We start from the raw sequence: 26,218 nt of genomic DNA on the forward strand, positions 1-26,218 counted from the left end.
ATCGGCTACATGAAGCCTCTCTGCACCCGTAGCTCAGCTGGATAGAGCGTTGCCCTCCGAAGGCAAATGCAAGCTCTTTCTGATGGTCGAGGGTGTCGTAAAAAACGAGTGAAACCAAGCGATTGGCGAAACTCGAAGGAAGCACGAAAATCGCATTCGAGGTCGCGGAAGCACCACGGAAGCAAACCGAAAGGAGGTTGTGGAGTACGAATGGCGATGATCGGCGAGGCTTTAGCCCGCGTCGTTTGAGCCATGTCGATTCTAGAATTCGCGATTGACCGTGGTCGATCTCGGACACTATCTGAATATCGATGCGCCCGTAGCTCAGCTGGATAGAGCGCCACCCTCCGAAGGTGGAGGCCACACGTTCGAATCGTGTCGGGCGCGCCATTTGCGTACAAAACCACGAACATTTCCGTTCTCGATCTGTTTGCCGGCAATGGCGGCTTGGAGAATATCCTTACTGCCCAGAATCCGGATGGCCTTGTCGTCGACTTCGACAGCGTCGATGATCGAATGGATGTAGCCCTTCCGGGCGTTGGTCTCCGCGGTATCAAGCTTCTCGTTCATCAGCCGCGTGAACGCGTCAATCTTCCCGGCATCGATGGCGGCTGCGGCGCCGCATTGGGCGCGGGCTCGGTCCAGCGCCGATTTGGCGCGTTCCCGCTGGGATTTGAGGGTGGCGGTACGTTCCCGCAGAATGTCGTCGAGTTCGACGATGCCGTCCTCGATCGAGCGGTAGAGCCGCTTCAGCCGATCCTCAGCATCGCTCAGCTCCCGCTGCAGGTCAAGCAACCTCTGGTCGGCGGAGGCGCTCTTGGCCGTCTGCCGCTCGATCAGCGATGTCAGGAGGTCTGCGATCCGGTCGGGCGCCAACACGCGCTGCTTGAGGTTGGTCAGGACGATCTCGTCCAGAGTCCCCACGGGAATGTGCCGCCCCTTGCAGACGGTCTTTCCCTTTTGCTGCGCGCCCGCGCAGGAATAGTACGAGTACGACCTGCCCTGTCGGTTGGTCGTACCCGTACGCGTCATTCCGGCGCCGCAGGACGCACAGACTGCGATCCCCGTCAGGAGCGAGGGGCCGTTGATCACGCGCGGCGGGGTCGTCTTCGGATTGCTCTTAGCCAGTTTCGCCTGCACCCGGTCGAAGTCGGCCCGTTCGATCAAGATCGGCACCGGAATTTTGATGACCGTCGAGGGGTCGTGCTTTCGGCCATCGCGCGAGCTGCGCACCCCATACGGCCATTCACCGGTCGCGTAACAGGCATTGGTCAGGATTTTGTGCACCGGCCCGACGCCGAAGGTAGCACCGCGCCGCGTGCGGTAGCCGCGGCCGTTCAACCATTTCGTCGTCTCCTTGACGCCGAGCGGTCCAGTCGTGCCGTCACCATCAAGATAGAGCGCGAAGATGAGACGGACGGTTTCGGCTTCGACGGGATCCGTATCGAGCTTCTTCTTAATCTTCTGGCCGCGGCGCTCCGCTTCGACGATTTTGTAACCGAGCGGTGGAGTCGCTCCGTTCCAAAACCCCTGCCGGGCCGACTCCCGCATCGCCCGGGAAGTGTTCTTGGAGATTTCGCGGGAGGTGTGTTCGTCGAAGGCCCCGATAATCTGGCGCACGAGAATTTGGCTAGGATCATCGCCTGTCGGCTGGGTCACCGAGACCACCTCGACGCCGTTCTTGCGCAGCTTGCGAATGGTCAATTCCATCTCGGCGACGTTGCGGAAGAACCGGTTGAAAGCATAGAAGACGATCGCATCGTACGGATGATCTGGCGCGCAAGCGCGGTCGATCATCTCCTGCAGCACCGGCCTGCGATCGTCGGTCGCGGTCTTTGCCTCGACGAATTCTTCAACAACGATGTAGTTGTTTTGATCGCAGAAGCTTGATGTGATTTTTCGCTGGCTCGGGATGGACGCCTCGTTGGCATACTGTCGTCCCGTGCTCACACGGTAATAGGTTGCAACACGCTTCGTTGCGTCGGGCTGCTTCGAGATCGAGTTGCGAAACATGTGCTTGTTCATGGAAGATATCTTCGATCAGACAATGATCATTGCAACGATTTGAGACTTGATTCGACCGCTGACGAGGCTCTCTGTCAACGTTTACTTTGCTGTAAAATCAATCTTCGCTATTCATGCTATCCGCGAGCAAATCCCGCAATTCGCTTCCGAGCAAGATCTCGACGGCGCGCAACTCCTTGTCTGAGATCGGCGGCAGGTGCGGCAACTCGCATGACACTTGGAAGTCGCCGGCTTCCGGCTGACGACGTCCTCGCTTCTTCGTTGGCGGAAGAGTCGAAGCTACACATCGACGACCATCCGGCGCAGCTCTTCCTGGGTTCCGACCCCGCGAGTCGGGCAATGGAGAAGCGCCTGTTCGCCTAGAGCTCATGGCTGAGCTCCCGCCGCGGTTGGCGCGCCTGCTCGACTTTGCGTTCGAGTGGCTTTGCGCCCTCGATCACGTCCAGTGTAGAGATTTTGGGCACCGCCCGGGAGAGGCGTTCGGCCAGCCAGGAGCGTCGCTCAGCGTCCGCAAACACGAGGCTGTCGCGTTGCCGATCGAACGGCAGCTCACAAGCCAACTGTCGATCGATGGCCTTGGCATCGACCACCAGGATGCTCTGATCTCGCGCCCGGCTCGAGGCGACGAAGGCATCGTAGCGATTGCAATTGCCATCGACGTAGATGACCGCGTTGTCGACGGTCAAGCCTTGTACGCCGTAGACGGTTGAAGCATAGGCCCAGCCGAGACGCGGTCGCCCCTGCGCATCGGCCAACTGCATCGGGTCGAAGGCGACGCAGCGTTGTCCGATCCTAGCCTCGACGCGGATGGAGCTTGCTCCTCCAGAGGAGCAGGTCGCTTCGCTGACCCGCACCACCGTCGCAGCAGTGCCGTTGACGACGCCGAGTTCGTCGTTGCGCACGAGAAACCTGACCTGGTCGCCCGCGGCCAACGAAATCTCCGTTGCATGACCCGATGGCGTGGCCGCTACGAAAGAGACCTCGTGGCCCGAGATGAGACCTGCGGCCTTGCGGCGCTCGCGCGCTCCGCGCGAGATCGCCGTGACGGCCGCGTTGGACTTGGCGACAATCAGGACCGAGGCGCTTGGATCATCCGCCTGGACTCGATCTGCCGCGTCCAGCACTGCGGTAAGCGCGGCTTTGCCGCCGTGCGCCTCGATCAGGAGGCCGCGGTCGGCAAAGGCCTGCAGTGCGGTTGCGGCTTGGCCTTGCCCAAATGCGGCAATCGCTTGGCGGGCCCAGGGTTCTCGCTGGCGAACAATGGTGTCGACCCGCGCGGCTTCGACCGCCCGTGTGACGAGGTCCAGACCGGGTCCGGCGCCGATTGCCTGGAGCTGCCGGCGGTCGCCGACCAGGACGATCTTGGCGCCAGCGCTTTCCACGGCCCCGAGCAGAACGTGCATTTCGCGCGAGGATAGGAGGCCGGCCTCGTCCGCGATCAGTACGGTGCGATCATCGAGGACTTTCTCGCCGGATTTGATTCGCTCGATCCAAGACGCCGTGGCGCGCGCCTCGATACCGAGATCGTCGCGCAACATGTTGGCGATCCGCCACGCCGTAGCGGTCGCGATGACTCGGCACCCAAGGTTCGTGTAGGCGTCGACCACTGGCACCAAGGTGGTGGTTTTGCCCGAGCCAGGGGCACCCGCGACAACGGCGATCGCGGAGCTGGAGGTCGCAGCAAGTACAGCGTCGGTCTGTTCAGCCGTGAGTCCCCTCGACTTGCAGCTATCGACGATCTGCGCGGGGGTGATGGTGAGCCAGGAGCGTGCCGCAAGACGCTGCGACCGATCGACGATCTCGCGCTCAATGGTGAGCATCTCGGGAGTGGAGTAGCAGGGCAGGCCCAGCGGATCGCGTCCGATCTCGACGGCCTGACCCTGGTGCTGGAGGCGATCGACCTCGGTATCGGCGCGTACTGCGGGCAAACCGGTGCCCACCAGAACGGCGGCGACGGCGCGAACGAGCTCTCGGCGCTCGATCACGCTCTCATGCTCGGTGAGAGCTGCGGGCAGGACCGCCAGCCGCTCCGAAAACAACTGCTCAGCGGCCTCGCGATCAAGCGCCCGCGTCGGATCCCTCAGGGTCTCGGTGAACGTCTCGACCTCGATGCCGAGGGCTCGCGCGGACTCACGCCAGATTTCTTCCCGCTGATGCGGTTTGTTCTCCTGCTTCGCGCTCCGCGTCGCCTTCGTGATGGCGGCGGCCAGCGCCGTCGCCTGGCTGCTGACGACACCATGTTCAGCGAGTTCGCCTTCGATCTCCTGGCGCCGCGCGCTGAAATACTTGATGATCGTGTCGTCGACGCCGGCGATCTCGAACACGCCGTTCTTCCCGATGCGATCAATCTGAAAGCCGATCGCCTGCAGTTCATGCGCGAGCGCGGCATGATAGGTGGCGCCCGCCGCCATCTTGAAATCGCGGATGATCTTGGAATGCAGGCCACCTACGGTCAAATCGCTACTGCGAGTTGCGAGGTTCAGACACACACAGTGCGTGTGCAAATTTGGATCGCCGAAGACGCGGCCATCTGCGTGTTCAGCCGGTCGGCTCTCGCCATGCCGAAACGTTGCAGAGGTGAGCGCGACCTTTTCCAGGAAGGCGCCGTTGCGCGAGCGCCGCGCCCAAACCGCTTCGCGCTCCAGCATCGCGAGCGTGCTTCTCGCGGCATTTTCCTGTGCTGCTTCGATCAGGCGCCTTGTATCGTACGATGCAAACGCCCAGACGAGCGACACCGAGCGCGGCGCACTCAGCGTGACGTCGAAACCGGGCGTGCGCTCTTTGTGCCGGCGAACCTGGTCGAGGAGCGGCCGACCATCCTTGTCGACGGCGTGGTACAGCCGCTCGAAGGTCTCAGGTTCGACCGGCGCGCGGTCGACAACGCCGAAGTCCCCCGCCGGGGCGTACCAAACACCGGGCGGCTCGTTGCTGCCGGCGTAATAGCTCGTCTCACGCTGGCGCGTGTAGTACGAGCTTGCCGCCGCCGGATTCCAGGTCGCAACCAAGAGAAAGCCCCCATGAGGAGGCTTTCCAATTAGAACTGCTGGAACTCGCGGTCTCGGAAATGAATGAACTTTTCGCGCTTCACCCGCACTCTGCTTCGGTCAGCGGCTAAGCTCGGTCAGGCTTCAGTCATCCATGCCGCCGGAACGTGCGCTTCCCGGCGGTCCGCCCAGGTCGTCAGCGGGACGTCGATGATGGCGAGCGTCGGAAATCCGGTCACGAGAACCCGGATCATCTTGCCGTCCGAGGTATCGAAGACGCCGAGGCCGTCCGACAGGAAGTCCGGAGTGATCGTGTCTTCCCAAACAATCTCCATGGGTTTTGTAATCCCTCTTGCGAGTTCGTCGGCCGTGGCATCGCGGCGTTTCCGGACCTGACGCCGTCCGACCCAAACCTCGCAGATTCGCCTCGCCGTCTCGCCGGGCTCGAGGCGAAGAACGAGCCGGATTCCGAACCGGCTCTCGACGACGGAGCCTTGCTCCGGTCCGAAGAGCGCTGTGATCTGACCGAGGTCCTGGACGGTGGCAATGGTGGTCACGTGCATCTCGCGGCCGAGCGCGAGGAGGCGGGGCAGACGCTCGATCGGCACCTCCGGAAATTCGTCGAGCAGCATGGTCAGCGGTTCTGTCCTGGCGTTGCGGCGAACGGGGGCGAGTGCGGCGGCTGCCACGCGCTCGGCCAGAAAACTGCCGACCGTCGAGGATAGCTCCGGAAAGTCGCTCGACTTCTGGAACAGCAGCGTGCGCGGCAACTGCGAATGCGTCGCCAGCCAGTCGCGCACGGTGAAGCGCTGCGACGCGTCCACATCCGACCACGCGCGCGCGAGCGGCTCGATGACCGACAACACGGTCACCCACAGCGTAATCAAGATGGACATGACGGTGCGATTCTCCTCGGGATCCTGTCCGAAATTCAAGAGCGAGGCGCTCTTGCCGCCGGTCGCAACCAGCATCTGCCGGACTTCTGCGGCAGAAGAAAGCCCAGCCTCGGCGAGGTCGCCCCAGCCCCACGCCCCGCCCGAGCGCGCGCGCAGCGCCATCACGATGTCGGCGAGCACGCTCCGCGTGCCGTGCGCCCACATCGGGTCTTGCTCGGAGATGGGAACGCACTTCGCGGCGAATTCCATTGCAACGAGCGGGTTCGTGAGTTCGCGGCCGATGTCGATCGCCCAACTGCGCGCATCCTGAGGAGCAACGAGGATCATCGGCTCCCCCGGCCAGCCGGCCAGCATATCGCCCTTCGCGTCAAATACGAACATTCGACCGGAGGAGTTGTTGAGTTGCTGCGCAGCGAAGGCTCTTAGTAAGCCAGTTTTGCCCGAGCCCTGAGTTCCGGCCAGCAAAAGGTTCCGCGCAGTCGAAGCCGCATTCAACTGCACCTCAGGAAGAAGCCACAGATCGTTCTTCTGCGGTTTGCCGAGGCGCCGGATCGCATGTCGCAGGGCGCGGAGCGCGTAGGCTCCGGTCTGGACGCGGCGACCGCGCATGACCGTGAGGGCCTCGACCGTCGGCGTGTCGGCGTAGGCGAAGACAAAGGCAAAGCCGCTTGCAGCCGCAATGCCAAGCCCGATGGTGGCAAGGCGATTCGCTCCCATCGGCGAATCCCAGAGCTGCTCGGCAATCGCCTTCACCCAGTGCAACCGGCACACGACCGGCCAGCTCAAATGCGTGCAGCGGTGACCCCAGAGGTTCTGGAGGATTTCGTGAAGTGCGACGTTGCTCGCAAGGCTGACTTGGCCATGAAACAGCACCTCGACGGTCGGCGGCGCGATCAAGAACAGCGAGAAGAAACCGGCGACGAAGGTCAAGATCCCGGCACCGAGCGCGGCCAGCAGCGCGGGCCGGAACGGCCGAATAGAATCGGTCATTGCTATCTTCCTTGTTGTCAGTGCGTGAACAGGAGCGCGCAGCCGAAGATGACGCCGATCCCGCCCATGGATCCGAGCAGGAATGCGGAGATCTCGAAGGGGAGCGGCACCATCTGCTTCCCGGTCCAGCCACCATCGACGTCGTTGGGATCTCTCGCCTCGACCGGCGGTTCATTCGGCAATTCCAGCCCACGCGTCGGCAGCTTCATGCTGGCGGCAAAGGACGATAACCCCTCGCGGCCAAGTGCGATCAGCTTGCGCGGATCGAACCAGTCCGGGTTCTGCCTGAACTCGATGGCATAGTTGCAGCCGAGCTGTTTGCGGCTGCCAGACGCCTCCGCCGTGGCCGCAGCGACGGCTTCATCAAACTCCTGACTAGCCATTCTTTTCCCCCTCGAACACGATCAGCTTGTCGAATTCGGCGAACATTTCGGCGCACCAAGCTGCGACGTCGCCGCGGACGATCTTGGCCTCCGGCCGCGGCAGGCCCGTCACCTTCATGATCTCGTCGACCGTCATCGTCACCGCATCGACGAGGCGCACGCCGAGCGCCTCGAACGGCCGCCAGCTGCCCGCCTCGATCATCGGCATGCGGATTGTGGTCGCGTTCTTGGCGAGCGGCATGATCAAGCTGCGATAGGCCTCTGCGGCATCGCTCGCGGGATGCAGATCGTTCACGGCGCCATCACGCTGATTCTCGACCAGAACGAGGTGCGCCTTCGGCAACACCTCAAGAAAGCTCTGAGCCGACTTCGCGCCCCGCCGCATCGACTCTGCCTGGGCGGTGAACGGGGTCACGATGAAGACCTCGACCCCAAGGGCATCGAGGTCTTCCTGCAGGTCCACCATTCCCGCCCACAAAGCGCCTCTTGCAGCCTCATTGGCGCCGAACTCGACCACCGCGAGCCCGCCCGCCTTGGCCGTGGTCTCGAGGGTGTCATAGAGCGGCGTCAGGGCGCGCAACGCGGCGCCAGGATCGCGCCGCGCCACCTTGGCGTCGGTCGCGATCGACACCACGTGCGGACCCAGAATCGCCAGCGATTTGCCTTGGGTGTCCACCTCGACGACACCGATCGGGACGCCCGCGACCCGCGCGCGTTCCGACATAGCGTGGCCGATCAGGCTTTTTCCGTCGCCGCCCTTGTCCTGTGTAATGACGGTGGCCGCCGGCAACCTCATCGGCAGCGGCAAGCCGGCGGCGCGATCACGAATCTTCTTCGACATGAGCTCCTCTCGGCAGGGATCACTAGCGATCCCAGCCCAAGGGAGCTCCTGCGAGCGGGCGTGTCTCGGAAATGAATGAACTAATTGCGCGGGAGCTAACTCAGATCATCCGCCTCAGAGCTAGTCGTTGCACTTCCGGTAATAGAATCAAATGGTTATGAGCCGAGTTCGAGCTTCCCTTCCGCAATCCGCTTCCCCAGATTGGGGCAATAGCCCTGGGGAATTTTCGGAGGACATCCTCGGCTAATGGTCGTCAGGTTGCCGGTGCCGAAACGGATCCGCGGCTTCATCGTGACCGGAGCGGCTGCTGAAGAACATCAGCGCCATGAGTCCGCAGCCGATGAGGAGCGAGAAAAAGGTCCCAAGACCCAGCGCGATCCAGCCGTGCTTGCCCATCTCAACGCCGGTGCTGGCGCTCCAGACCGAAAAACCCCAAACGCCCGTCAGGATCAACACGGCGCTTAAAACGACCAGCAGGATGATTTGACCGGTACTGATGCCTCGCATGACTGCTCTCGCTCTCGTACCCGAACTAAGTGAACCGGAAAGGGGGACGGCTGTTCCAGAAATTCGCCTATCTCCGTCGCGATGGAGGGCGCTCCTAAGGGATGTTCCGTTTCATGATCACCGTAGTTCTCCGAAGTAGAACGGAGGCCTCCCCAAACGTGAAAGGAGCCGCTGGCACGGCTCCTTTGACGCTCAAGCCCACTGCCTGCCGACTACGATCCCCCACCTGCCGTTCGCATTAGGTCTCCGCCAATGGGGCTTGTTCATCAAGTTGAGCGCCGCCAATGCATCGTCGTAGCGCGCGAACTTGTACTCTCGTCCTTTGGGCCCGACCCAATAACCTCCCGCTCGGCGGCAGGTGACCGGATCGAAAACACTGCCGTCGGCAGCAACTGGAATCGCCATATCTTACCTCTCGAAAACGAGCAAAATTGCTCACATACCCCAATATAGCGCGAGAGCGCTGGGTTGCGCGAAGAAGGCTGGCGGAACGGCAAATGGCAGAATCGGCGAGCGAGAGGTTAGGGATGGCAGATCTTGTTTTTACGATCAAAGAGGTCAATCGAGGCGGGATGATCGCTTGGGACGCGATCGAAGAGGGTACCGGTCATGAGATCGAGCTTACGAGCGCGACCCTGATCGCAGGAACCTATCCGGAGATTACGGCCCACCTGAAGGCCAAGCATAGCTTGAGTGTGGTCGTCGCTTACGACGCCAGCAAGGGCGATCAGCTCGTAGGCCAGACTTGGACCTATCCGCGTGGTGCGAACACGATCATCATTCGCGACATCCCTCGTACGATATTCCGCCTTTCGGGCCTGACACCCTGAGTCTATTCGACCCCGCCCAGGGCGGCGGGTTCTTACATTCTGTGCGCCTGGTCTGGGGCCAGGCCGGAAGGTCTCAGGCCCAGCTCGACGACCTTAGTCGGTGAATTCGGGCGGGCCAAAGATGTCGGTAAACAACTCGGTTACATCGCCGAAGCCCTTGCCGCCACTCAGATGCGGCACAAGCGCCATCCGCAACCGCGACAGCGCCACCTCATAGGGCATGAAGCCTGTGTCTTTCGACGCCGCCGCATCACGGGCGGCACGGTAATGCTGGTTGAAGATGCTGAGCTGCCCGCTGGCGCGCAGGCCTTCCATCGCCGCGTCGAGGCGCCTGATCGCGTCGGTGGTGCGCTCGATGGCCAGGTCGTGTGGAGTCAGCATCTCGTTCCAATGCGCGGCCGCCCGGCGAAGAGCGCTCATGATGGTCGCAGCATCGGGCCGTTCTCCAGCTTCCCTGCGAGCCTGCCGCGACACAGCGATAGCGTTTGGCTCTCGCAGCCAAACCACCGAGATGGCGTGTGGATCGATTTTGGTGCCTACACGGATTTCGCAAGCGCCGTCGCGCGCCAAGATGCTGATCGCGGTGGCGCCGGTCGCAACCAGATACTTGATTGCCGCTTTCGTCTCCGACGACGTGGTCATCTTCGCGCGGTCGGCATCGACATGCATAGCCATAGCGATGAGATAGCTACGATCGGCGTCGCAGTCCAGTCATCACGCATGACCCTGGATCACGCTGTCACTCGCGCTGTAGAGTTTCCCCTTCCACAGCACGGAGATCTCTTTGAAATACTCGCCATAGCGCATCATCGTCTCGACGATGACCTGCTCGATCTCGCGCTGCCGGACGCCCCATTCGTCGATATTCAGATATACGACGAGCCAGCAGTCAGCGTATCTCGCGCCATACCTGCTGACTTTCTCGCGGATGGCGATGTCCAAATATCCCGGGATCGAGTCCGCGCGGGCATGCCAATCGTCGATCGGGTCGAACCGCATGCCGCGCGGCTTCCTGTATTCCTCCCCGAGCTTACGGTCGCCGTGCGTGCTCGTCACCTCGACGCTGATGGCGCGCTTGTTTATTCGGACAAAACCATCTGGCCACTGGTTGCGACGATCTGCAAGACGGACCTGATCGGCACCGATCTTTGCCCCAAGCTTCGCGATGACATAGGCGTCGTGAAGGAATTTGAGCTGAGGCTGTAGAAAGAAATCAGGGCTTGTGTTACGGAGGCGAAGTGACTTTTCGATGCTCTGGAAGGCATCCACCGACTGCCACCGCGCCAACTCCACGCATGCGGAGTCGATCTCCTCCCGGGTGAGCGGGGGGCCTGCCGCGATTGGTTCGTCGTCGAGGTCCAGGTTGTCCGGGAGCGGCTCGGCCTCGCAGACCTCATTGACCCATTCGTCGGGAAAATTCTCGATCACAGGACGACTCATTAACGATTTGCAGCTGAATTCGAATTGTGAGCCGGTTCGCGCGCATGTTCAACCGATTGCGGTTGCCGGATCATCCAGGTTGTCCACACCCACGAGACGTAGTGGCCTCCAGTCGCCGCAGGACCCGAGGGATCGATAGCTTGCCGCGATTCTGCGGACAGCCTTTGTGCGGCTATGTGTTCTCTCTCGCACCGTCGCGATCGGAACCGTCAGATGAATGCTGGCTGATCTTCCAAGCCAATAAACGTCGTGAAGCAGTTCCATCGTGCTCCCCGGGGCTGTCCAATGCCCCGCCGCAGCGCTATCACCACTGCATTCACGCGACGATCAGGAAGTAGAGCCATGAACGAAGAAAAGAAAATGCCATCGGCAATTCTAAGAGGCAGAGGACTGCGCCTCCTCTTCGCTGAGGGATGGCCGGGCGATCCCAGCGTCGATCAGACCGAGGAGCAGGTCAGGGAATACTACACTAGTGCAAGTGAAGGTGATGTCGCTGTGATTCGGCAGACCTATGCCAATCGCCTGTTTTTCATCGTGAGCAAGGTAACCGGCAAGAATGGCAAGGGTAGAGTCTATCTCGCGAACGAACCGGCGTCCGGCTATGGCGGGAGCGCCTTCTGGATCAAGAGCGGAAAGAATTGCTTCTCGCCGAAGGGGCAGGCGCGGCTCGTGGTTCCGACACCCGAGGTCCTCGTGCACGCGGAACAATACCCGGCCAAGGATTTCGGCATGCGGCTCGAAATCGATGTGGCCGACGTTCCCGGGTTGATCAAGCAACAGCGCGGCGAGAACTGAATCCGCTGGCGCCGCGTGAGAAGGGCGCCCACGCCTATAGAGTCATGGATTGAACGGGAGTTCGAATAGACTGAGGCGTTGCGGTACCACAGTCGTCTTGTCCGGTGAGACGGGTGGCGTGGAAACCACATGGACAACCGTTGCGGCGACCTGCAATGCAGCGGAAGCGCACGCCATCCAGGCCGCGAGCTTGTTCCAATGACTTTGCTTCTTCACGGACCGCTGAAGCTCGGAAGCGACTGCGGAGCGTTATAGTCGATGCCAGCTCGATCGGGTGGCACAAACTCAGCCCCACAGATTGCCCAAAATATCGCGGCGAGAGCAGCAAACCCGGCCACTCCGATTTCTAACCATAGTTGAGCTGTCATTTTTGACACCTTCCAACTGATGGCTCCCTTCTCGGATTAGCCTCGAATGCGGTCAAGCCGATGGTGGGTCGTCGGTCTCTCGATCTCGACTGGGGTTTCCCGGTCGTCAATGGACGGCGACTCGGCCTATCGACGGGAGCACTGAAGTACGCCCCCTGCCGTCCCTACGCCGATTCGGACGCCACCACTCGCACGCTGGTCGACATCGCAAGCGGCATCGAGCCAGTCCCAAATGGACGCATCTGCATCGATCCGGTGAATGCGCCGTTCTTCAGGTCCGGCGCCAGCGGTCCGAAATTCGGCGTGGGGGTTCAACTTCGCCGCCAAGTGCGGCTGGCTCGAACTACGTGAGTCCAGGACTTGCGTGCGGACACCAAGGGAAGCCAGGGCCTCCCGTCAACTTGAAGGCTGTGACCGGTGGTTGCATCGGTGCTATTCTGTGTCAGGATGCTGAACGGACCGAGCTGGGGGTGGGGCATGTTCGCAATCTCGATCACGATTCCGCCTGTTGCAATTGCGTGGGTCGGACTCTCGATCCTGATCGGATTCTTGGCGCTGGCGAAACGGAGGTCGTTCATCGGCTGGATGGCGGCGAGCATACTCTTCACCCCGTTCGCCGCAGTGGGGCTATGCTTTCTTCCGCGTGCTGACGCACCAGCAAAGCCAAAGGCGCCATTTGCGCAGCCGCTATCGCTTCCGCCACCGCTTCCGTCGCGACCTTCGCTATTCCGGAGGGTGGCCCGTGCAGCCAAGTTCCGGATGAAACAAAACCCTGCATCAAATGCGATCGCCGGGGCCGCAAGCGCAGCTCATCGTTCGTTGGAGAACTTTGCCAACCGTGCCGAGCTTGAGCGAGACATCAAACAATCTGTTCGAAATCGGTTCGAGCGCGACGCGACCTGAGATGCCTTAAGCGTTGTTCAGCGCGGGCCGATGTGCCGCGTCACATTGATGACGAAGCCGATAGGGACGCCGAGCAGCAGCCCGATCGTGCCGTAGCCCATACCGGAGAACACGGGCGCCGAAGGTGCCGGAGGCCGTCATCGCGCCGAAGAAGACGCCAAACAACCCATCGCAGGCTCAGTCAATCCAAGTCCGAAGTATCGGGGGACCGGTAGAAAGATCCGTAGCACTTTACGGGTGGGCCGCAGCAACGCAGCCGAAACACGGGCGCCCCCCGCCGGCAAATGCTGCACAAGCAACGATCCTTCCAACCCCCTCTTTCGAATTCTGGAAGATCGTCAGGCCCAATCCGGAAGCGTGAGTTCTTGCTCATGAAGGATGGCGTCGTCCAATCGATCGGACCATTCTGCCAACGGCAACAGCTCGAACGCGCACTCTGCCAGATAGCCGTGGACCTCCCGAAACATCGCGCCCTCGGCATGGCCCTGCTCACCCAAGATGAGCTCTTTCAAATCCCTCATCTCTTCCAAATCGAGGGAGGCCCTATGTCCTCGGCCGATCCGGCCAAGCTTTCGCGCAACGCGGAACTCCGGCGTCGCCAGCACGTGATTGATGGTAACGAGGTTCGGATCGATGTCGGCCGCAACAGCAAGGAAAGTCAGATCGACCGCCGAAAACTCATTTCCGGTGAACAGCGCATGCTGCTGATGAGTCATCGGCTCGGAGCGAAACGGATTGTTGTCCTTGGGCGGGCGGCGCAGCGTCTCGACTTTCTTCGCGCGCTTTGCAAGCTTATGTTTCTCTTCTGCCACCTCCGTTACGTGGGCGCACGCTCTCATCAGCGTGCGGACCCATCTCGCAGACGCCTTGATAGCATTCTCGAACTCCGTCTTCGATCGCGACAAGTAGGCGCGATCGAAGATCTGCGCGACGATAGTCGCCTCCGCTTCACTGGGTTCAGCGAGACCAGGCAGCCATTTCACTGCCAATTTTTCGCCTTCCGACCGAAGTGTCTCGAACAACGCCAGACGCCGGTCCGACTCACTAAGTGTTTCGTCCGCAGGGTGTCCTTTCGTCGGGACGCCCGGCACCCAGGCAAGCTCTGCGAGCGAATCCAGGCCGGTCCCCTTGGTCACCGCCAAGTCAACGCGGTCGAACCGCCCGCGCATGCAGGACAGCAAGGCGCCGATTTCCGGATCGCGCCGAAATACCTCGAACTCTAATGCCTCCCGGATGGCGATTTCAACACCCCGCTTACGTCGACCACCCTGAGAACGAGCGAGTCGTAGATCAATCAGCGACATCATCCGAAGCAGTGGACCATTCCGGAATTGTTGCAATTCCCCGTGCGACAGAGCGAACGGCGTCCCTTGCAACTCCGCTTCCGGAATGACGAGCAACTCCGGCTCCTGTTTCAGACGATGAATCCGCTCCCAAACCTCTGGCCCAACCCTTTGCCACCAGCCCGACGCGTGGTCCGGGTGCACGAAAAAGAACGGCACCACCCGCTGCACGGGGAAAGCGTCCAGCGGGCGGTCCGAAGCCTCAATCTCGGCGCGGCACACGGCGGCCAGTTCTTCGATCTCTTTGAGAAGCCTGGGAAGATTGTGCACTTGGATGCCGTTGCCTGAAAGCCAATTCCTTGGAGGTGCCTTGTTCCCGGTTCTTGTGTGCGCGCGCCGTTACTTGCGGCCGGAGCGCGACTGGACCTCTTCCAGGGTGGGACACGCGACTTCGATGCCGAAATCGGTGAAGAAGTCCGCAGCAAGCTCTGCTTCGGCAAGCCTTTCGCGCATGAACTGCTCGCTGCATCCAAGCTGGCCAAGTGTCTTCTTGCAATTGGCGAGCGCGATCAGGTTTTGAGCGATTTCGCGATGAGCGGGAAAGGCGATCTTGCGCAGAATGAGGATCGTTCCGGTAAGGGCGACGACTTCCTCGCCATAGGAGGCGATCACTTCGTCCGGCTCCGGGCTGCGCGGGAGCCGCTCGAGGAGCCGGACGGTGGAATGGACTGCCTCGTGGACGACGGTGTCGACGAGAGCAGCGTCGCTGTCGTGCTTGAGCAGATTGAGCCAGATCAGCGGCGCGCGTTCCGGGAGAACCAGCGTCAGCCCAAATCTGTCATGGCGGCGGGCCATGTCCCTGGGGAGGACGGCATCGGCGCCGAGGATCACGCCGTTGTCCTCGAGTTGCGCCAGCAGCCCCTGAAATCCAGCGTTCTCGATCGCGGCGAGCCTGCTCAGCGCCTCCGTCACGTCCATGTGGCTCCGGATGTGCTGATACCGCTCTGCGAGATTGCGCTCGCGAGCCTCGGACTGATCGAACCTTCCATGAAGGATCGTCAGTTCACCTTGGTCGGGCGTACCACTACGTTTTGCCATGCTGTCTACTCCTACTGAATTCCGTATCCGTAAAGCGCACCGACGTGGCTCCTGTGCAGGTGCGTAGCTCGCCCGCGCAGTCCCGATCAGTTCACGACACCACGGCGCGACGGAGCGTCTCGAGCCCGTCCGCGAGATGAGAGCGCCCGACCCTGTGAACCTCCAGGGTGAACTGCTCCAGCGCTTGCTTGGACGCCGTCGGCGAGGCCAAGGTCACGCCATCGACAGTGTCGAGCGTGATGATGAACATGTCGTCGTCGACCCACACGACATTCTGAAAAGGCCCGCCCGGCAGGACCGGCCAGCCCTTCACCGCCACCTCGATGCTGGCCACGAGAGATTCGATCGCGATTTCGATCCATTCGGCGCGCGCTTCCGCATAGTCGGCGCTGTGCTTGGGCACGCCGATCTTTGCCATGACGGGGCTGAGGCCGTCCGCCAGCAGATCATACATTTCATCGATGGCGAGGTTCGGATTGCGCTCCCTCGCACGATTGACGTGCGGGATGGGAATCGCCAGCACCTGCGGCTTGCCGGTGACGGTTTCGTTCCCGTTCCGCTCGATGCCGTACCACCAGCGATCATACGGCTTCATGACCGGGTCGTCGAACTCGTGGTCCTCCTCCTCGAGGCTGCGGCCGACCGGCTGCTGCTCGGCGAGGCTCTGGAGCGCTTGCCGGACCTTGATGCACTCGGCGAGAGTTCCGCGATCCACGATGGCGGCGCAACGCAAGTTGACCAGTGCCGCGCGAAGGGCGCCGCCGACGGCCAATTCCTCACGAAACAGCGTCATGTTCATGGCCTCGGGCGCGGCAATACGGATATGCTCGGGCGTCACGATGAGCCAATCCGGCATCGCGGCGTGGATAAGCTTGAGGAGCCCCGATCCGTATGCCAACTCGAAGCAAGCCGGCAGAGAAGGACAGCCCTTCTTCTGGATCGGCCAGAGATCGACGGCCGTAGCATGCAGGATGGTGTGATCGAAGGTCAGATCATTCATTATGGTCGCCCTGTTTAGAAGCCGTGACGCCGCCATTGAGCTCGGATCTAGTGAGCCTTCCGCCTCGGCAGCGTCGGCAGGAGGTGCAGATGGAGCCGCTCCTCGAGAAAGGCGCACGTTGCGTTGATCGTCGCGCGGTCACGTTTCTCGAACACGGCCAAGCCATCGACCTCGAAGCGGACGCTGTCGTGATCTGCGATGGCTTCGATCGTGTAGCGCGTGCGCGCAATGGACAGCGCTTCCATCGCGATCGGACCCTCTGCGCTCCGTCCGGCGCCGATCATCCTGCCGACCAAACGTTCGACCAGGCGGCCGAAGATCGGATCGAGCACCCTCTCGAATTCGGGATGCTCGAGGGCATAACCGCACCCGATCTCCTCGGCCTCTGTGGCGGGCACGCGAGTGATCGGCACGTACTTGATGTCCGGATGAGCAGTCATGCCGCACGCCGCATCCCGATCGGCCTTCGACGCATAAGCCTCGATGGTGTAGTAGTTGAGCGCGATCGCCAGGCTTCCGCCGGGGGTGTCGAGCGTGAACTTAGCGGGGAGGTTCGCCAAGTACGGGAAATCCGGACTGTCTTGCCGGAACAGCGGCTGGGCGAGATACACTTTGCTCATTTGCGTGGCTCCTTGTGACGTGAAGAGAATCTAAAGCTTCAGCAGTGCCCGGGCCTGATCGGCCTCGCTGCCACGCAACCGCCTTACCCGCCGGGCGATCTTCACGAGATCGCGGTCGGCGAGAACGGCAGCAATGTCGCGGCGAACCGCCTTCGATCCGACGGCCTTCGCGACCTGCATGATGAGGGCGCGGGCATCGTTGTCTTCAGGCGCGACGACGTTGATCTGCCTTAGGCCGTCGGCATGCTGACGCCGGCGCTGATCAGCCTTCCTCTCGCCGTCGGTCCGAGCTTCCGGCTTCTCCTTCTTCGTGCTGGCCGCCGGCTCGGTCGGCTCGATGAACGCGCGGACCTCCCGCCAGCCCTCTCGCTTCAACCGGGCCTTCGAAATGCAGGGCTCTGGCTCGCCGGGCTGCTCGATGTGCTCGGAATTGGAGTTGAAGTTCGTGTCCATGTGACTAGCTCGCGTGTCTAGACGGCCGGCGCTGCCGCAACGTTGTCGTCGGCGGTGTTGCGGACCTCGAAGGTGCGCAGCGCCGTCGCGACGATGTGGTCGCGCTGGGCGGTGGAGATGCCGATGCGATAGCGCTCGCTCTGCTGCGGGTAGACCCCCACACGCTTCACCTCGGTCAAGAACCAGTCGCGCGTACCCCTCGTCAGCGTCAGGTAGGTGCGGGTCATCTTGTAGCCGTAAGCCTTGGCCATTGGCCCGGCCGCGTGCCAGACCACCTCGGCGCCGGCGCGCGCCCGCCCGGGAATTCCCGCCGCGATCAGCGACCGTTCGGCTCTGTTCGAGAGAGCCAGGATGTCGGCCACCACTGCTGTGTGCTTCTGCGCCTTGCCGTTAGCGCCGTTCAACGCAGCCCTGAGCCGCATGACGTTGCCGTCGTTCACCCTAATACGCATGTGCTAACTCCTCATGCCGCATCATGGGTGAAGGCCTCGCCGGTCCCAAAAGACTGCTTACGCCATCCGGTGGGGTTCACCTCGTCGAGCACCACCCCAGCGATGGCGGCAAACCCAGCTTCGGCCATCACGCACTCCTGGTGCTGGAAGCGGGCCTCGACAGCCTCGTCATCGGCGTCCTCGTCGAACGTGCTCAACGGACCGTCCAGTACCGTTCTCTTCCACTCCTGAAAGTGCGAAAAGCCGTGCAGCCGCGCCATCAAGTCGAGGCATTTGGTGTACTTCAACTCCTGGCCATGCCGCGCCAAGGACTTCATGAGGCGCTTGGCGTCCCGCTTAATCCTCGTTTCGCTGGTAAAGAAACGCATGATGTCACTCACACTCGTGCGGCACTCGAATGAACGACGGGTCGAACGCCATTGCCCGGGCCCAACGTTACTTCGCTCTGGCCGCGAAACTAAGGAAGTGACTTCGTGAGTTTTGAGGTCTGGCCCTTGTGCCGAGATGCGGATCTCGCCCAGCGCCGGTCAATCAGCGCACCGCGCGCACCTACAGGGGTGCGAACGCTCGTGCGTCAATCGCCAAAGCCACTAGCAAGTCGTGCGTAGCCTTGACCGGCGCGATGCATCTCACCCCCAAAATAGACTTTTATTGATCTGCGCAACGATCGATTGAAATGTCCGCGCTATTGGACTGTATTCAGTCTCGGATGGATCCCGTATGAGCAGGCTCGCTGACGACGCTCTCGCAACCCAAGTACGTGCAGCTCTCCCGGAGACCATCCTCGGAACTCCCTGGGACGTGCGCATTGTCAACCACATCGAGCAGTCGGGCGCTGATTTCTATTCGGGCGTGGTGCGCGTTCATGAAACTTGGCTTCAATCGATCCATAAGACGCGCCTGTCCTACGTAACCAGGCATTATCCATTGGCAATTGGACCTTTCGAGGAGGCTGAGCCTCAACTCGTCCCACACAGTGGTTATACCGAATGTCGATGCCGACCGGTTACGGCCGCGCGAGCCATTACAATCCAGCGCTCATTTGCCGGCGGTCAGTTTACCGGTGCGTTGACAGTAGGCGAAGCCTTCGTCGCCAGAAGCAAGGAAGGGCACGACGTGTTTGCCGACCGAAATTGCGAAATTGCAATCAGGGGTGTCATGACTGCTTATCATTCCAGAGCTTGGAGGCGGCTGGCAGATGTCCGAGCGTTGGCCGACTTGCGAGATCGGGCTTTGGGCATCCTCACCACAATTGGATCGCGTCGTCCTTACGACGCCGACACCTGCATCTCGTTGCTGCCTTACGACGATCTACTGCCGAAAGCGATCTCCGGCAGACTTAGATATTATGAGAAGCTGGGTATCTACCCGCGCGAGGGCGTCCCGTTCCCTGTTCTCAAGCAAGAATGCGCCGACGCGGTCGTTGTCATGCAGCGAGATGAAATCCTGAGCCTCCTGCTGCGGCTGTCCTTTGATATCTCCGAGCTACAGAACTCTTTAGCTGAGAATCGCGCGGCCAGCGGCAACTCGATTAGCAATGGCCTGACTGACGAGGAGTTCGCGCTCTTGGCTTCGGCAGATCTGCTGAGTCAGTGAGCATTCACCAATCGGTCAGGTGATGTTCAACGACTAATCTTTTGTTGAAGAGTATTTGTTAGCGATCGCGCCGTAGGCGCTGCTTTGGGAGAGTACTATGGGATTGTCGGTTCCCCTCTACGGTTACCACTCCGCAAAAGGTGCCGCAAACAAACAGAAGAAGGGTGATGGGAAATACAACGAGGACAACAAGAAGGATATTGAGGCGTTCTTCAACTTACTCCGGCAGCCATTGGTCAAAGACATCGGCGTCAAATGTGGCGCAATTTATCCTCGGAAGGAACACGAAGATCCTCGCGAGATAGACTGGATGGCGAAGATCGCTTACGAGACAGAAACCGAGGGACGGCCCGAACTGGAGGCTCTTCTGAATGAGCTCGAGGATGATCGCGGCACGATCGTCGTTCCGAACCGCTGGCATCTTACGGACAACGGCCTCTACGCCAAAGAGCTGATCAAGCGTCTGAACTACGGATCGATCGCGCCCATCGCGCTCGATTACGAGGCATTGGTGGAGGCCCGGCAACCGCTCGAGAGACACTTTGGGGGGAAAATGCGCATGACCGATATCGAGCAACGCATACGGCAGTTCTTTAAAGTGTTAACGAGCGATCCGGTGCGCGCGCGCGTCGAGATCGCAAATTCTACCCCGCGAAAGCCCTTTGAGGACCCGCCGCCGGCGGAAGTGATCTAACCAGCATCGGACCCGCCTTTCCAAACTCGCGAGGTGACTTGCTTAGTTTTTTCTCGGCTTCGGGCTAGGGCTTCCACGAACCCGGTCGCCAGTCGGTTCGCTAACAAGGGAAGCACATGTCCAACAAGAATTCGAGCCGTGTTAGCGAGAACCAGCATCCGAATCCGTCAGATTTCCGTCAGTCGTCTGCCGCCGACGGGCGCCCCGATCTGATCATCGACCAGGCCGATTTGCCAGCCGCGGCCAGCAAACTGGCTGAGCATTTGGCGAACTCGCCGAGCCTGTTCCAGCGGGGTTCCACCCTCGTGAAGCTGGTGAAGACCGACGATGGCTTTTCGACCCCTCTCCTCAACGTGCATGACGTGGTCACTTACAGCCATGAGGTGTGTCGTCCCGTTCTGCAAAAGATCGTGCGTGGCGAGATCATGCGCGAGCCCGTCACGCTTCCGGAACGTGTCGCCAAGCTCTACCTTAACCGGCACGACGCTTGGGGTGTCCGTCTCTTGGACGGTATTTGCCGCGCCCCGATCCTTTCTGATGGCGGCTCGATCCGCGCGACGCGCGGTTACGACAGCGAGATGCGCTTTTGGTGCACAGGGGTGGAGTTGCCCCGCATTCCTGATCGCCCGACGCGAAGGCAGGCTGAGAAGGCGCTCGATAGTCTTCGCAGGCCCTTCGCAACATTCCCCTTTGCGGACGCGCCCAAGACCGCCGGTTCAGGCGGTAGGCTGACGGTCGACCTCTCGCAGCCGCCGGGGGTCGACGAGGCGAGCTACTTGGTCGCCATCCTGACCGCCATCTGCCGTCCCAGTCTCCCGCTCGCTCCCGGCTTCATCATTCGCTCCCCGCAATACTCTGGTGCGGGGACTGGAAAGGGAAAGCTCATTCGCGCTGCGGCGCGCATCGCATTCAACTTCGCGCCCAAAGCGTTCACGAGTACGGGTGATCGCGCGGAACTCGATAAGCGTTTGACTGCGGCGCTGGTCGCCGCGGACCCTGTCGTCTTTCTCGACAATGTCAACGCTGAGATTGTCCGTTCCAACCTCCTGGCGCAGATCGCAACCGAAAACCCGTGCGCGATCCGACCCTTCCGGGAGAACACGAAGATGGTCTCGATCACCACGAACGCCTTTCTCGCCATCACCGGGAACGCCATTGCCGTGTCCGAGGATCTTGCACGGCGCTTCCTTATCGTTGGGCTCGATGCCGGTTGCGAAGATCCCGAACGGCGCGAGTTCAGCGAGGAGTTTGATGCCCTGATCCAGCGGAAGCGGCTCGACCTTCTCGCCGCGGCACTCACGATCTGGCGGTGGGGTCGCCAGAATCGCCTCAAGCAGGGTCAAGCGCTTGGTAGCTTTGAACAGTGGGCGCGTTGGTGCCGCGATCCGCTGCTGGCGCTCGGCTGCGCCGACCCGGTCCAGCGGATTTCCGATATCAAGCGTGACGACCCTCGCCGCGTTCAGGTCGTCGAGTTCTTTACGACCTGGCATGAGCTTTATGGCGATCGCGCAATCAAGGTCAAAGAGCTCGACATGCGCCTTTCGCTACTGGCTCATCCGCACGGTCGCGGAAGCCGGCAAAGCCTTGCGGGCTTTGTGGCCAATCTGGAGGGAACGCGCGCGGGCGGGTTCGTCATGTTGCGCAACAAGCCGCTCGGAAAATGGGGCACGTCTGCATACGTCCTGCAGAAGACTGATTTGCGCCCCAATGGCGTGTTGATCCGGCATGGCGAAGCTCGCGGACGTCCTGTGCCGACGCCAAAGGCATAGGGAGCATAGGGGGCATAGGGATCATCGTCCGATGCATCGGCATGCTCACCGAACGCGAACTCATAGGAACCATAGGGGGCATAGACCGCTCGGCAAGGGTAGTCACAAAGCCTTGCCAACGAACCGCGAGAACGCGATAGCGTGGCTCGAAATCCGGAGATCGCAGTCGACGACCGCCAGCCTTGATAGTCGTTGAGGTTTGGCCTCCCAGGTATGATCGTGCGCGAGATGTAGTTAGCCCGCCGCGCCTTGGGCGGGACCGTCGTCCACTCCAACGCCGCAACTCACCGCGATGGATGCTCAGGTGCCGCGCGAGCGCGCCTGCGGTTCCTAGAGTTCCTGATCCATGAGATTCCGGAAAACCCGCAGAGACTTAGTCATCTCATCGCAGATCACCCGCAACTTCGGTCTTGCGATGTTTCTGTCTCGTTCCGTCAGCGTCAGAATTGTCTCAAAGACCTCATCTGAATAGTACGCAAGCAGCAGCAGGTGCTCGCCCCTGGGGCCGCAAGTTCCTTCAAGCCAGTTCTTGATGGTGCGTTCGCCAGCCCCCGTCCACTGCCGGATCTTCTTCGTCATATGGGGCGTCGACCTGGACCCCTTCTTCAAGGCCTCGCTCACGGCCCGCGCGTAAACCAGACGGGGCGCATTGTCACCGCTTCCATTGCGAAAAATTCTGCCTGTCTTTGGCAACATTTTTCCAATCCCTTCTAGTTAGATATTCGACACACTCGCGGAGTAGCGATCCTCAGCACCCTTCAGCTCGCACCACGTCCAAGCCCAAGACCGGTTAGTATCGTGGAACGCAAAGACACGCCGAGAACGCCGCCGCTCAGCCAGCGGACGGAGGACCCACATTCCCTTCGATCGCTTCGCGCGGCGCAGTATGTGCGCATGTCCACGGAGCACCAGAAATATTCGACGGAAAACCAGTCTGATGTCATCAAGCGTTATGCGGCACAGCGGGGGTTGGAGATCGCCCACACCTATATCGACGCCGGTCGGAGCGGGCTCAATATCGAAGGGCGGCCCGGTTTGCAAAGATTGCTCGCCGACATCGAGGGCGGAGAGGCCGATTTCTCAATTGTTCTCGTCTATGATGTCAGTCGCTGGGGACGGTTTCCTGATTCCGACGAGGCCGCGTTCTACGAGTACCGCTGTCGCGCCGCCAGCGTGAAGGTCGCCTATTGTGCCGAACAGTTTGAGAATGACGGTAGCATCGGCTCCGACGTCCAGAAGGTCGTCAAGCGTCGCATGGCGGCCGAATACAGCCGCGAACTCTCAGTCAAAGTGTTCGCCGGCCAAAAGCGCCTGATCGAGTTAGGCTTTCGCCAAGGCGGTCCGTCAGGCTTCGGCCTGCGCCGTCAACTCGTGGATGACCGCGGCGAATCGAAAGGAATCTTGCGGCGCCGACAACACAAGAGCATTCAGACCGATCGTGTCATCCTGGTGCCTGGGCCGCAAGAAGAAGCAGAGATTGTTGTCGGGATATATCGCGATTTCGTGGAGCGGCGGCTCAACGAGGCGACGATCGCGGACAACTTGAATAAGCGAGGTATCCGGACTGATCTCGATCGGCCGTGGACCCGCGGTACTGTCCATCAGATCCTCATCAACGAGAAATACATTGGCAACAATGTCTGGAATCGTGGTTCGTTCAAGCTGAAGCAGAACCGCATCCGAAATGATCCGCAGTCTTGGGTGCGAGCCGACAATGTTTTTCAACCAATTGTCGACCGGATGCTTTACGACGCTGCTCAAGCGATCATCGACGCCCGCTCACACCGGATGACCGACGAGGAAATGCTTGTCTGCCTTCGTCAGCTACTACTTTCCAAAGGAGCTCTTTCCGGGCTTCTGATCGATGAGACGGACAGCTGCCCGTCCAGTGGTGCATTCCAGCGACGCTTCGGCAGTTTGATCCGTGCCTATCGTCTGGTTGGTTACACGCCCGAAAGGGACTTCAACTACATCGAGATCAATCGAACGCTTCGAAAGCTCCACCCAGCCGTCATCGAGGAGGTCATCGGGGGACTTGAGCATTTTGGCGGGTGCATCAGCCAGCAGGCATCCTCCGAATTGCTGATCGTGAACGACGAGTTCTCCGTCTCTGTCGTGATCGCGCGCTGTCGCGAGACAGCCGGAGGTGCCTTGCGATGGCGGGTTCGATTGGAGCGGAGCTTGATGCCCGATGTCACCGTCGCGATCCGGATGGACAGTTCAAATATCTCAGCTCGAGACTACCTCATCTTGCCAACCCTAGACATGGACGAGCGAGTGTTGCGGCTGCAAGAGCACAACGGCATCTCGCTCGATGCTTACCTGTTCGATTCCATGGAGCCGCTCTTCGAGATGGCAGAAAGAGTCCCCCTCAGGGAGGTTGCGTGATGGCAGAATCCAGTTCGCTCGCCGTGCAGATCGTTCCTGTCTCCCAGGTATCGGTCGTTAACCCGCGGATACGCAACAAGAAAAGCTTCCGGGAGCTGGTCGAAAACATTGCTGCGTTGGGCCTCAAGAAGCCGATTACGGTCACCAGGCGAGAGGAGCAGCAGGGTGTCAGATACGACCTGGTCTGCGGTCAGGGGCGCTTGGAGGCGTTCATGGAGCTGGGGGCCAGCGAGATCCCGGCGCTTGTCATCGAAGCCAGTGTTGAAGACTGCATGGTCAAGAGCCTGGTAGAGAACTGTGCCAGGCGCCAGCATCACGCCATCGACCTGCTCCATGACATCGGTGGCATGAAACAACGTGGCTATACCGATCCGGAGATCGCAAAGAAGACCGGATTGTCGCTCGAATATGTTCGCGGCGTCGGCCGTTTGCTCGCGCAAGGTGAGCAGCGTCTGCTGAGGGCGGTCGAAGCTGGACATATTCCAGTGAGCGTCGCCGTACAAATCGCGGACGCCGACGATATCGGTATCCAGGAAGCGCTTCATCAGGCCTACGAACGAAATCTCTTGCGGGGCCGAAAATTGATGATCGTGAAGCGCATTGTCGAGAGCAGGCGGCGTCGCGGGCGAGCAATTCGTGGGAGGGGTCCGAAAGAGGCGTCACAGAAGCTATCCTCCCGCACCCTGCTACGTGCCTATAAGGAGGATACGGACCGCAAGCGTCTCCTGATACGCAAGGCGGACGCGACTCGAAACCGACTGCTCTTCATTGCTCATGCGATGCGTGAGCTTTTTGGAGATGAACGATTTGTGTCCCTCCTGAAGGCGGAAAAGCTCGATTCCGTGCCAAAGAAGTTGTTGGGACGGATGGAACGTGGAGACGTCGGATAATGCCCCACAAACCTGATCGGCGTCCCATCACAATGGCGTTCGAGAAAGAGCGCGTGAATCTTCCTATTGGCACCATTCAGCCGCTTCGTCTGATCAACGATGCGGTCAAGAAGACCCCGAAGTATAGCCAGATACAATCCTCCGTAAGAGAGATCGGGCTTGTAGAGCCGCTCGTTGTCGCGCGAGATCGAAGCGAAAAGGGCAAGTATCTCCTCCTCGACGGACATTTGCGGCTCGCCGTCCTCCAGGAGCTGGGGACCACGGAAACGACGTGCCTGGTCGCGACCGACGATGAAGCATTTACATACAACAAGCGAGTTAGCCGGATCGCGACCGTTCAGGAACGCAATATGATCCTGACCGCGATCAAACGAGGCGTCCCGGAAGAACGCATCGCGAAGGTGCTCAATGTGAACGTGGCTCATGTCCGGCTAAAGACGCGCTTGCTGGACGGCATCTGTACGGAAGCGGTCGAATTGCTCAAGGACAAGCACGTCCCGATTGCAACATTTGCGGAGTTGCGGAAGATGCAGCCGATGCGACAGATAGAGGCGGCCCAACTCATGGTCGCCATGAACAAGTTCTCTATCACGTATGCGAAGTCCCTGGTGGGAGCCACTCCGCAGTCGCAATTGGTTGAAACGGCAAGACCAAAGCATGTCGAAGGCCTTACGGATGAACAAGTCGCATTGATGGAGCAGGAATCCGCGAACCTGGATCGCGAATTTCGTCTCATGGAACAGTCGTATGGAGCCGATCATCTCGATCTTGTCGTCGCGACTGGCTATCTTCATCGCCTGCTTGAGAACGCCCGGATTGTGCGTTACCTCGCTCAGAACTTTCCTGAACTCCTCGCCGAATTCCAGAAGATCGCCGAACAGCAGAAATCAGCGGCCTAGGAGCTTTCCCCGTTGCAGGTCGCTTTGCTTACTGGCGGAGCCGCCGTGTCACTGGGCCCCATGCCTTGTCACCGCCGGCTTCTTGATCTCGTTCCATTCTGCCTGGCTCCTTAC

The 26,218-nt window shown here is 60.6% G+C and carries 24 protein-coding genes, 1 tRNA gene and 1 pseudogene; 10 read left to right on the forward strand and 16 right to left on the reverse strand.

The genetic code is table 11. From position 1 onward, the window contains the following. Positions 1-313: 313 nt before the first annotated feature. A tRNA-Arg gene (locus ASG57_RS26325) sits at positions 314-390 on the forward strand. Positions 391-948: 558 nt separating this feature from the next. Here ASG57_RS26325 and ASG57_RS39445 read toward each other — a convergent pair. The 6 genes and pseudogenes from ASG57_RS39445 to ASG57_RS26350 all read right to left on the reverse strand — a co-directional run. Further along, positions 949-2,025, reverse strand: a pseudogene (locus ASG57_RS39445) (recombinase family protein); the annotation flags it as partial. Between the two features lie 359 nt (positions 2,026-2,384). Next, on the reverse strand, positions 2,385-5,030 hold the full coding sequence (gene mobF / locus ASG57_RS26330; protein ID WP_057198154.1) for a MobF family relaxase: 2,646 nt from the start codon (positions 5,028-5,030) through the stop codon (positions 2,385-2,387). A 116-nt stretch (positions 5,031-5,146) separates the two neighbouring features. Next, the gene (locus tag ASG57_RS26335) at positions 5,147-6,895 is read right to left on the reverse strand and encodes a type IV secretion system DNA-binding domain-containing protein (protein WP_057198156.1); all 1,749 of its coding nucleotides are present in this window, start codon (positions 6,893-6,895) and stop codon (positions 5,147-5,149) included. Positions 6,896-6,912: 17 nt separating this feature from the next. Continuing rightward, a complete protein-coding gene (locus ASG57_RS26340; RefSeq protein ID WP_057198158.1) occupies positions 6,913-7,278 on the reverse strand; it encodes a hypothetical protein in 366 nt (121 codons plus the stop codon). Beyond that, positions 7,271-8,119, reverse strand: coding sequence for a hypothetical protein (locus ASG57_RS26345; protein ID WP_057198160.1), 849 nt, complete (start codon positions 8,117-8,119; stop codon positions 7,271-7,273). Before ASG57_RS26345 ends, ASG57_RS26340 begins: the two co-directional genes overlap by 8 nt. A gap of 243 nt (positions 8,120-8,362) precedes the next feature. Beyond that, a complete protein-coding gene (locus ASG57_RS26350; protein WP_057198162.1) occupies positions 8,363-8,626 on the reverse strand; it encodes a hypothetical protein in 264 nt (87 codons plus the stop codon). A 527-nt stretch (positions 8,627-9,153) separates the two neighbouring features. Here ASG57_RS26350 and ASG57_RS26355 point away from each other — a divergent pair. Beyond that, the gene (locus ASG57_RS26355) at positions 9,154-9,456 is read left to right on the forward strand and encodes a hypothetical protein (RefSeq protein ID WP_057198164.1); all 303 of its coding nucleotides are present in this window, start codon (positions 9,154-9,156) and stop codon (positions 9,454-9,456) included. Between the two features lie 93 nt (positions 9,457-9,549). Here the strand turns inward: ASG57_RS26355 and ASG57_RS26360 are convergent, their stop codons facing one another. Together ASG57_RS26360 and ASG57_RS26365 are read right to left on the reverse strand one after the other, a co-directional pair. After that, complete coding sequence (locus tag ASG57_RS26360; protein ID WP_057198167.1) at positions 9,550-10,125, reverse strand: hypothetical protein; 576 nt, start codon at positions 10,123-10,125, stop codon at positions 9,550-9,552. A 45-nt stretch (positions 10,126-10,170) separates the two neighbouring features. After that, on the reverse strand, positions 10,171-10,884 hold the full coding sequence (locus ASG57_RS26365; protein ID WP_057198169.1) for a hypothetical protein: 714 nt from the start codon (positions 10,882-10,884) through the stop codon (positions 10,171-10,173). 297 nt (positions 10,885-11,181) lie between these two features. Here ASG57_RS26365 and ASG57_RS26370 point away from each other — a divergent pair, with 297 nt between their 5' ends. Beyond that, a complete protein-coding gene (locus tag ASG57_RS26370; RefSeq protein WP_156402824.1) occupies positions 11,182-11,691 on the forward strand; it encodes a hypothetical protein in 510 nt (169 codons plus the stop codon). An 845-nt stretch (positions 11,692-12,536) separates the two neighbouring features. Continuing rightward, complete coding sequence (locus ASG57_RS38135; RefSeq protein WP_156402825.1) at positions 12,537-12,962, forward strand: hypothetical protein; 426 nt, start codon at positions 12,537-12,539, stop codon at positions 12,960-12,962. Between the two features lie 338 nt (positions 12,963-13,300). Here ASG57_RS38135 and ASG57_RS26380 read toward each other — a convergent pair whose 3' ends face one another. From ASG57_RS26380 to ASG57_RS26410, 7 genes are all read right to left on the reverse strand, one after another. Next, positions 13,301-14,575, reverse strand: a complete 1,275-nt coding sequence (locus ASG57_RS26380; protein ID WP_057198175.1) for a hypothetical protein — start codon at positions 14,573-14,575, stop codon at positions 13,301-13,303. A gap of 69 nt (positions 14,576-14,644) precedes the next feature. Then, positions 14,645-15,343 (reverse strand): hypothetical protein, encoded by a 699-nt coding sequence (locus tag ASG57_RS26385; RefSeq protein WP_230646545.1) that lies wholly within the window; start codon positions 15,341-15,343, stop codon positions 14,645-14,647. A gap of 91 nt (positions 15,344-15,434) precedes the next feature. After that, entirely contained in the window at positions 15,435-16,343 is a 909-nt protein-coding gene (locus ASG57_RS26390; protein WP_057198179.1) for a hypothetical protein, read from the reverse strand. A 47-nt stretch (positions 16,344-16,390) separates the two neighbouring features. Beyond that, positions 16,391-16,963, reverse strand: coding sequence for a hypothetical protein (locus ASG57_RS26395; protein WP_057198181.1), 573 nt, complete (start codon positions 16,961-16,963; stop codon positions 16,391-16,393). A 30-nt stretch (positions 16,964-16,993) separates the two neighbouring features. After that, the gene (locus ASG57_RS26400; protein ID WP_057198182.1) at positions 16,994-17,416 is read right to left on the reverse strand and encodes a hypothetical protein; all 423 of its coding nucleotides are present in this window, start codon (positions 17,414-17,416) and stop codon (positions 16,994-16,996) included. Between the two features lie 17 nt (positions 17,417-17,433). Further along, positions 17,434-17,868 carry a hypothetical protein gene (locus tag ASG57_RS26405; protein WP_156402826.1) on the reverse strand — a complete coding sequence of 145 codons (435 nt, stop codon included), beginning with the start codon at positions 17,866-17,868 and terminating at the stop codon, positions 17,434-17,436. An 11-nt stretch (positions 17,869-17,879) separates the two neighbouring features. After that, positions 17,880-18,236, reverse strand: coding sequence for a glyoxalase superfamily protein (locus tag ASG57_RS26410; protein ID WP_057198186.1), 357 nt, complete (start codon positions 18,234-18,236; stop codon positions 17,880-17,882). Between the two features lie 352 nt (positions 18,237-18,588). On the opposite strand from ASG57_RS26410, the gene ASG57_RS26415 reads away from it, so the two are divergent. The 3 genes from ASG57_RS26415 to ASG57_RS26425 all read left to right on the forward strand — a co-directional run bounded on the left by ASG57_RS26415 (position 18,589) and on the right by ASG57_RS26425 (position 21,927). Next, a complete protein-coding gene (locus tag ASG57_RS26415) occupies positions 18,589-19,464 on the forward strand; it encodes a hypothetical protein (RefSeq protein ID WP_057198188.1) in 876 nt (291 codons plus the stop codon). A 97-nt stretch (positions 19,465-19,561) separates the two neighbouring features. Beyond that, on the forward strand, positions 19,562-20,158 hold the full coding sequence (locus ASG57_RS26420; RefSeq protein ID WP_057198189.1) for a hypothetical protein: 597 nt from the start codon (positions 19,562-19,564) through the stop codon (positions 20,156-20,158). Between the two features lie 116 nt (positions 20,159-20,274). After that, positions 20,275-21,927, forward strand: a complete 1,653-nt coding sequence (locus ASG57_RS26425) for a hypothetical protein (RefSeq protein WP_057198191.1) — start codon at positions 20,275-20,277, stop codon at positions 21,925-21,927. Between the two features lie 330 nt (positions 21,928-22,257). On the opposite strand, the gene ASG57_RS26430 is transcribed toward ASG57_RS26425, so the two are convergent. Continuing rightward, complete coding sequence (locus ASG57_RS26430) at positions 22,258-22,506, reverse strand: hypothetical protein (RefSeq protein ID WP_156402827.1); 249 nt, start codon at positions 22,504-22,506, stop codon at positions 22,258-22,260. Positions 22,507-22,725: 219 nt separating this feature from the next. Between ASG57_RS26430 and ASG57_RS26435 the strand changes: the two genes are divergently transcribed. From ASG57_RS26435 to ASG57_RS26445, 3 genes are read left to right on the forward strand one after another with little or no spacing between them, the layout of a single operon-like run. Continuing rightward, positions 22,726-24,315 (forward strand): recombinase family protein, encoded by a 1,590-nt coding sequence (locus ASG57_RS26435; RefSeq protein ID WP_283806206.1) that lies wholly within the window; start codon positions 22,726-22,728, stop codon positions 24,313-24,315. Further along, on the forward strand, positions 24,315-25,205 hold the full coding sequence (locus tag ASG57_RS26440; protein ID WP_057198197.1) for a plasmid partitioning protein RepB C-terminal domain-containing protein: 891 nt from the start codon (positions 24,315-24,317) through the stop codon (positions 25,203-25,205). Before ASG57_RS26435 ends, ASG57_RS26440 begins: the two co-directional genes overlap by 1 nt. Next, the gene (locus tag ASG57_RS26445) at positions 25,205-26,104 is read left to right on the forward strand and encodes a plasmid partitioning protein RepB C-terminal domain-containing protein (RefSeq protein ID WP_057198199.1); all 900 of its coding nucleotides are present in this window, start codon (positions 25,205-25,207) and stop codon (positions 26,102-26,104) included. Before ASG57_RS26440 ends, ASG57_RS26445 begins: the two co-directional genes overlap by 1 nt. Positions 26,105-26,218 lie beyond the last annotated feature (114 nt).

Origin of the sequence: Bradyrhizobium sp. Leaf396, assembly GCF_001424605.1 — a bacterium.
Classification (GTDB): domain Bacteria; phylum Pseudomonadota; class Alphaproteobacteria; order Rhizobiales; family Xanthobacteraceae; genus Bradyrhizobium; species Bradyrhizobium japonicum_C.

Bases quoted from the DNA above. Each gene is read 5' to 3' on its own strand.
- ASG57_RS26340 (WP_057198158.1), bottom strand. From the start codon at position 7,278: ATGGCTAGTCAGGAGTTTGATGAAGCCGTCGCTGCGGCCACGGCGGAG.
- ASG57_RS26440 (WP_057198197.1), top strand. From the start codon at position 24,315: ATGGCAGAATCCAGTTCGCTCGCCGTGCAGATCGTTCCTGTCTCCCAG.
- ASG57_RS26390 (WP_057198179.1), bottom strand. From the start codon at position 16,343: ATGAATGATCTGACCTTCGATCACACCATCCTGCATGCTACGGCCGTC.
- ASG57_RS26355 (WP_057198164.1), top strand. From the start codon at position 9,154: ATGGCAGATCTTGTTTTTACGATCAAAGAGGTCAATCGAGGCGGGATG.
- ASG57_RS26420 (WP_057198189.1), top strand. From the start codon at position 19,562: ATGGGATTGTCGGTTCCCCTCTACGGTTACCACTCCGCAAAAGGTGCC.
- ASG57_RS26445 (WP_057198199.1), top strand. From the start codon at position 25,205: ATGCCCCACAAACCTGATCGGCGTCCCATCACAATGGCGTTCGAGAAA.
- ASG57_RS26360 (WP_057198167.1), bottom strand. From the start codon at position 10,125: ATGCATGTCGATGCCGACCGCGCGAAGATGACCACGTCGTCGGAGACG.
- ASG57_RS26335 (WP_057198156.1), bottom strand. From the start codon at position 6,895: ATGACCGATTCTATTCGGCCGTTCCGGCCCGCGCTGCTGGCCGCGCTC.
- ASG57_RS26385 (WP_230646545.1), bottom strand. From the start codon at position 15,343: ATGGCAAAACGTAGTGGTACGCCCGACCAAGGTGAACTGACGATCCTT.
- ASG57_RS26395 (WP_057198181.1), bottom strand. From the start codon at position 16,963: ATGAGCAAAGTGTATCTCGCCCAGCCGCTGTTCCGGCAAGACAGTCCG.
- ASG57_RS38135 (WP_156402825.1), top strand. From the start codon at position 12,537: ATGTTCGCAATCTCGATCACGATTCCGCCTGTTGCAATTGCGTGGGTC.
- ASG57_RS26405 (WP_156402826.1), bottom strand. From the start codon at position 17,868: ATGCGTATTAGGGTGAACGACGGCAACGTCATGCGGCTCAGGGCTGCG.
- ASG57_RS26350 (WP_057198162.1), bottom strand. From the start codon at position 8,626: ATGCGAGGCATCAGTACCGGTCAAATCATCCTGCTGGTCGTTTTAAGC.
- ASG57_RS26370 (WP_156402824.1), top strand. From the start codon at position 11,182: ATGCCCCGCCGCAGCGCTATCACCACTGCATTCACGCGACGATCAGGA.
- ASG57_RS26410 (WP_057198186.1), bottom strand. From the start codon at position 18,236: ATGCGTTTCTTTACCAGCGAAACGAGGATTAAGCGGGACGCCAAGCGC.
- ASG57_RS26415 (WP_057198188.1), top strand. From the start codon at position 18,589: ATGAGCAGGCTCGCTGACGACGCTCTCGCAACCCAAGTACGTGCAGCT.
- ASG57_RS26345 (WP_057198160.1), bottom strand. From the start codon at position 8,119: ATGTCGAAGAAGATTCGTGATCGCGCCGCCGGCTTGCCGCTGCCGATG.
- ASG57_RS26425 (WP_057198191.1), top strand. From the start codon at position 20,275: ATGTCCAACAAGAATTCGAGCCGTGTTAGCGAGAACCAGCATCCGAAT.
- ASG57_RS26400 (WP_057198182.1), bottom strand. From the start codon at position 17,416: ATGGACACGAACTTCAACTCCAATTCCGAGCACATCGAGCAGCCCGGC.
- ASG57_RS26430 (WP_156402827.1), bottom strand. From the start codon at position 22,506: ATGACGAAGAAGATCCGGCAGTGGACGGGGGCTGGCGAACGCACCATC.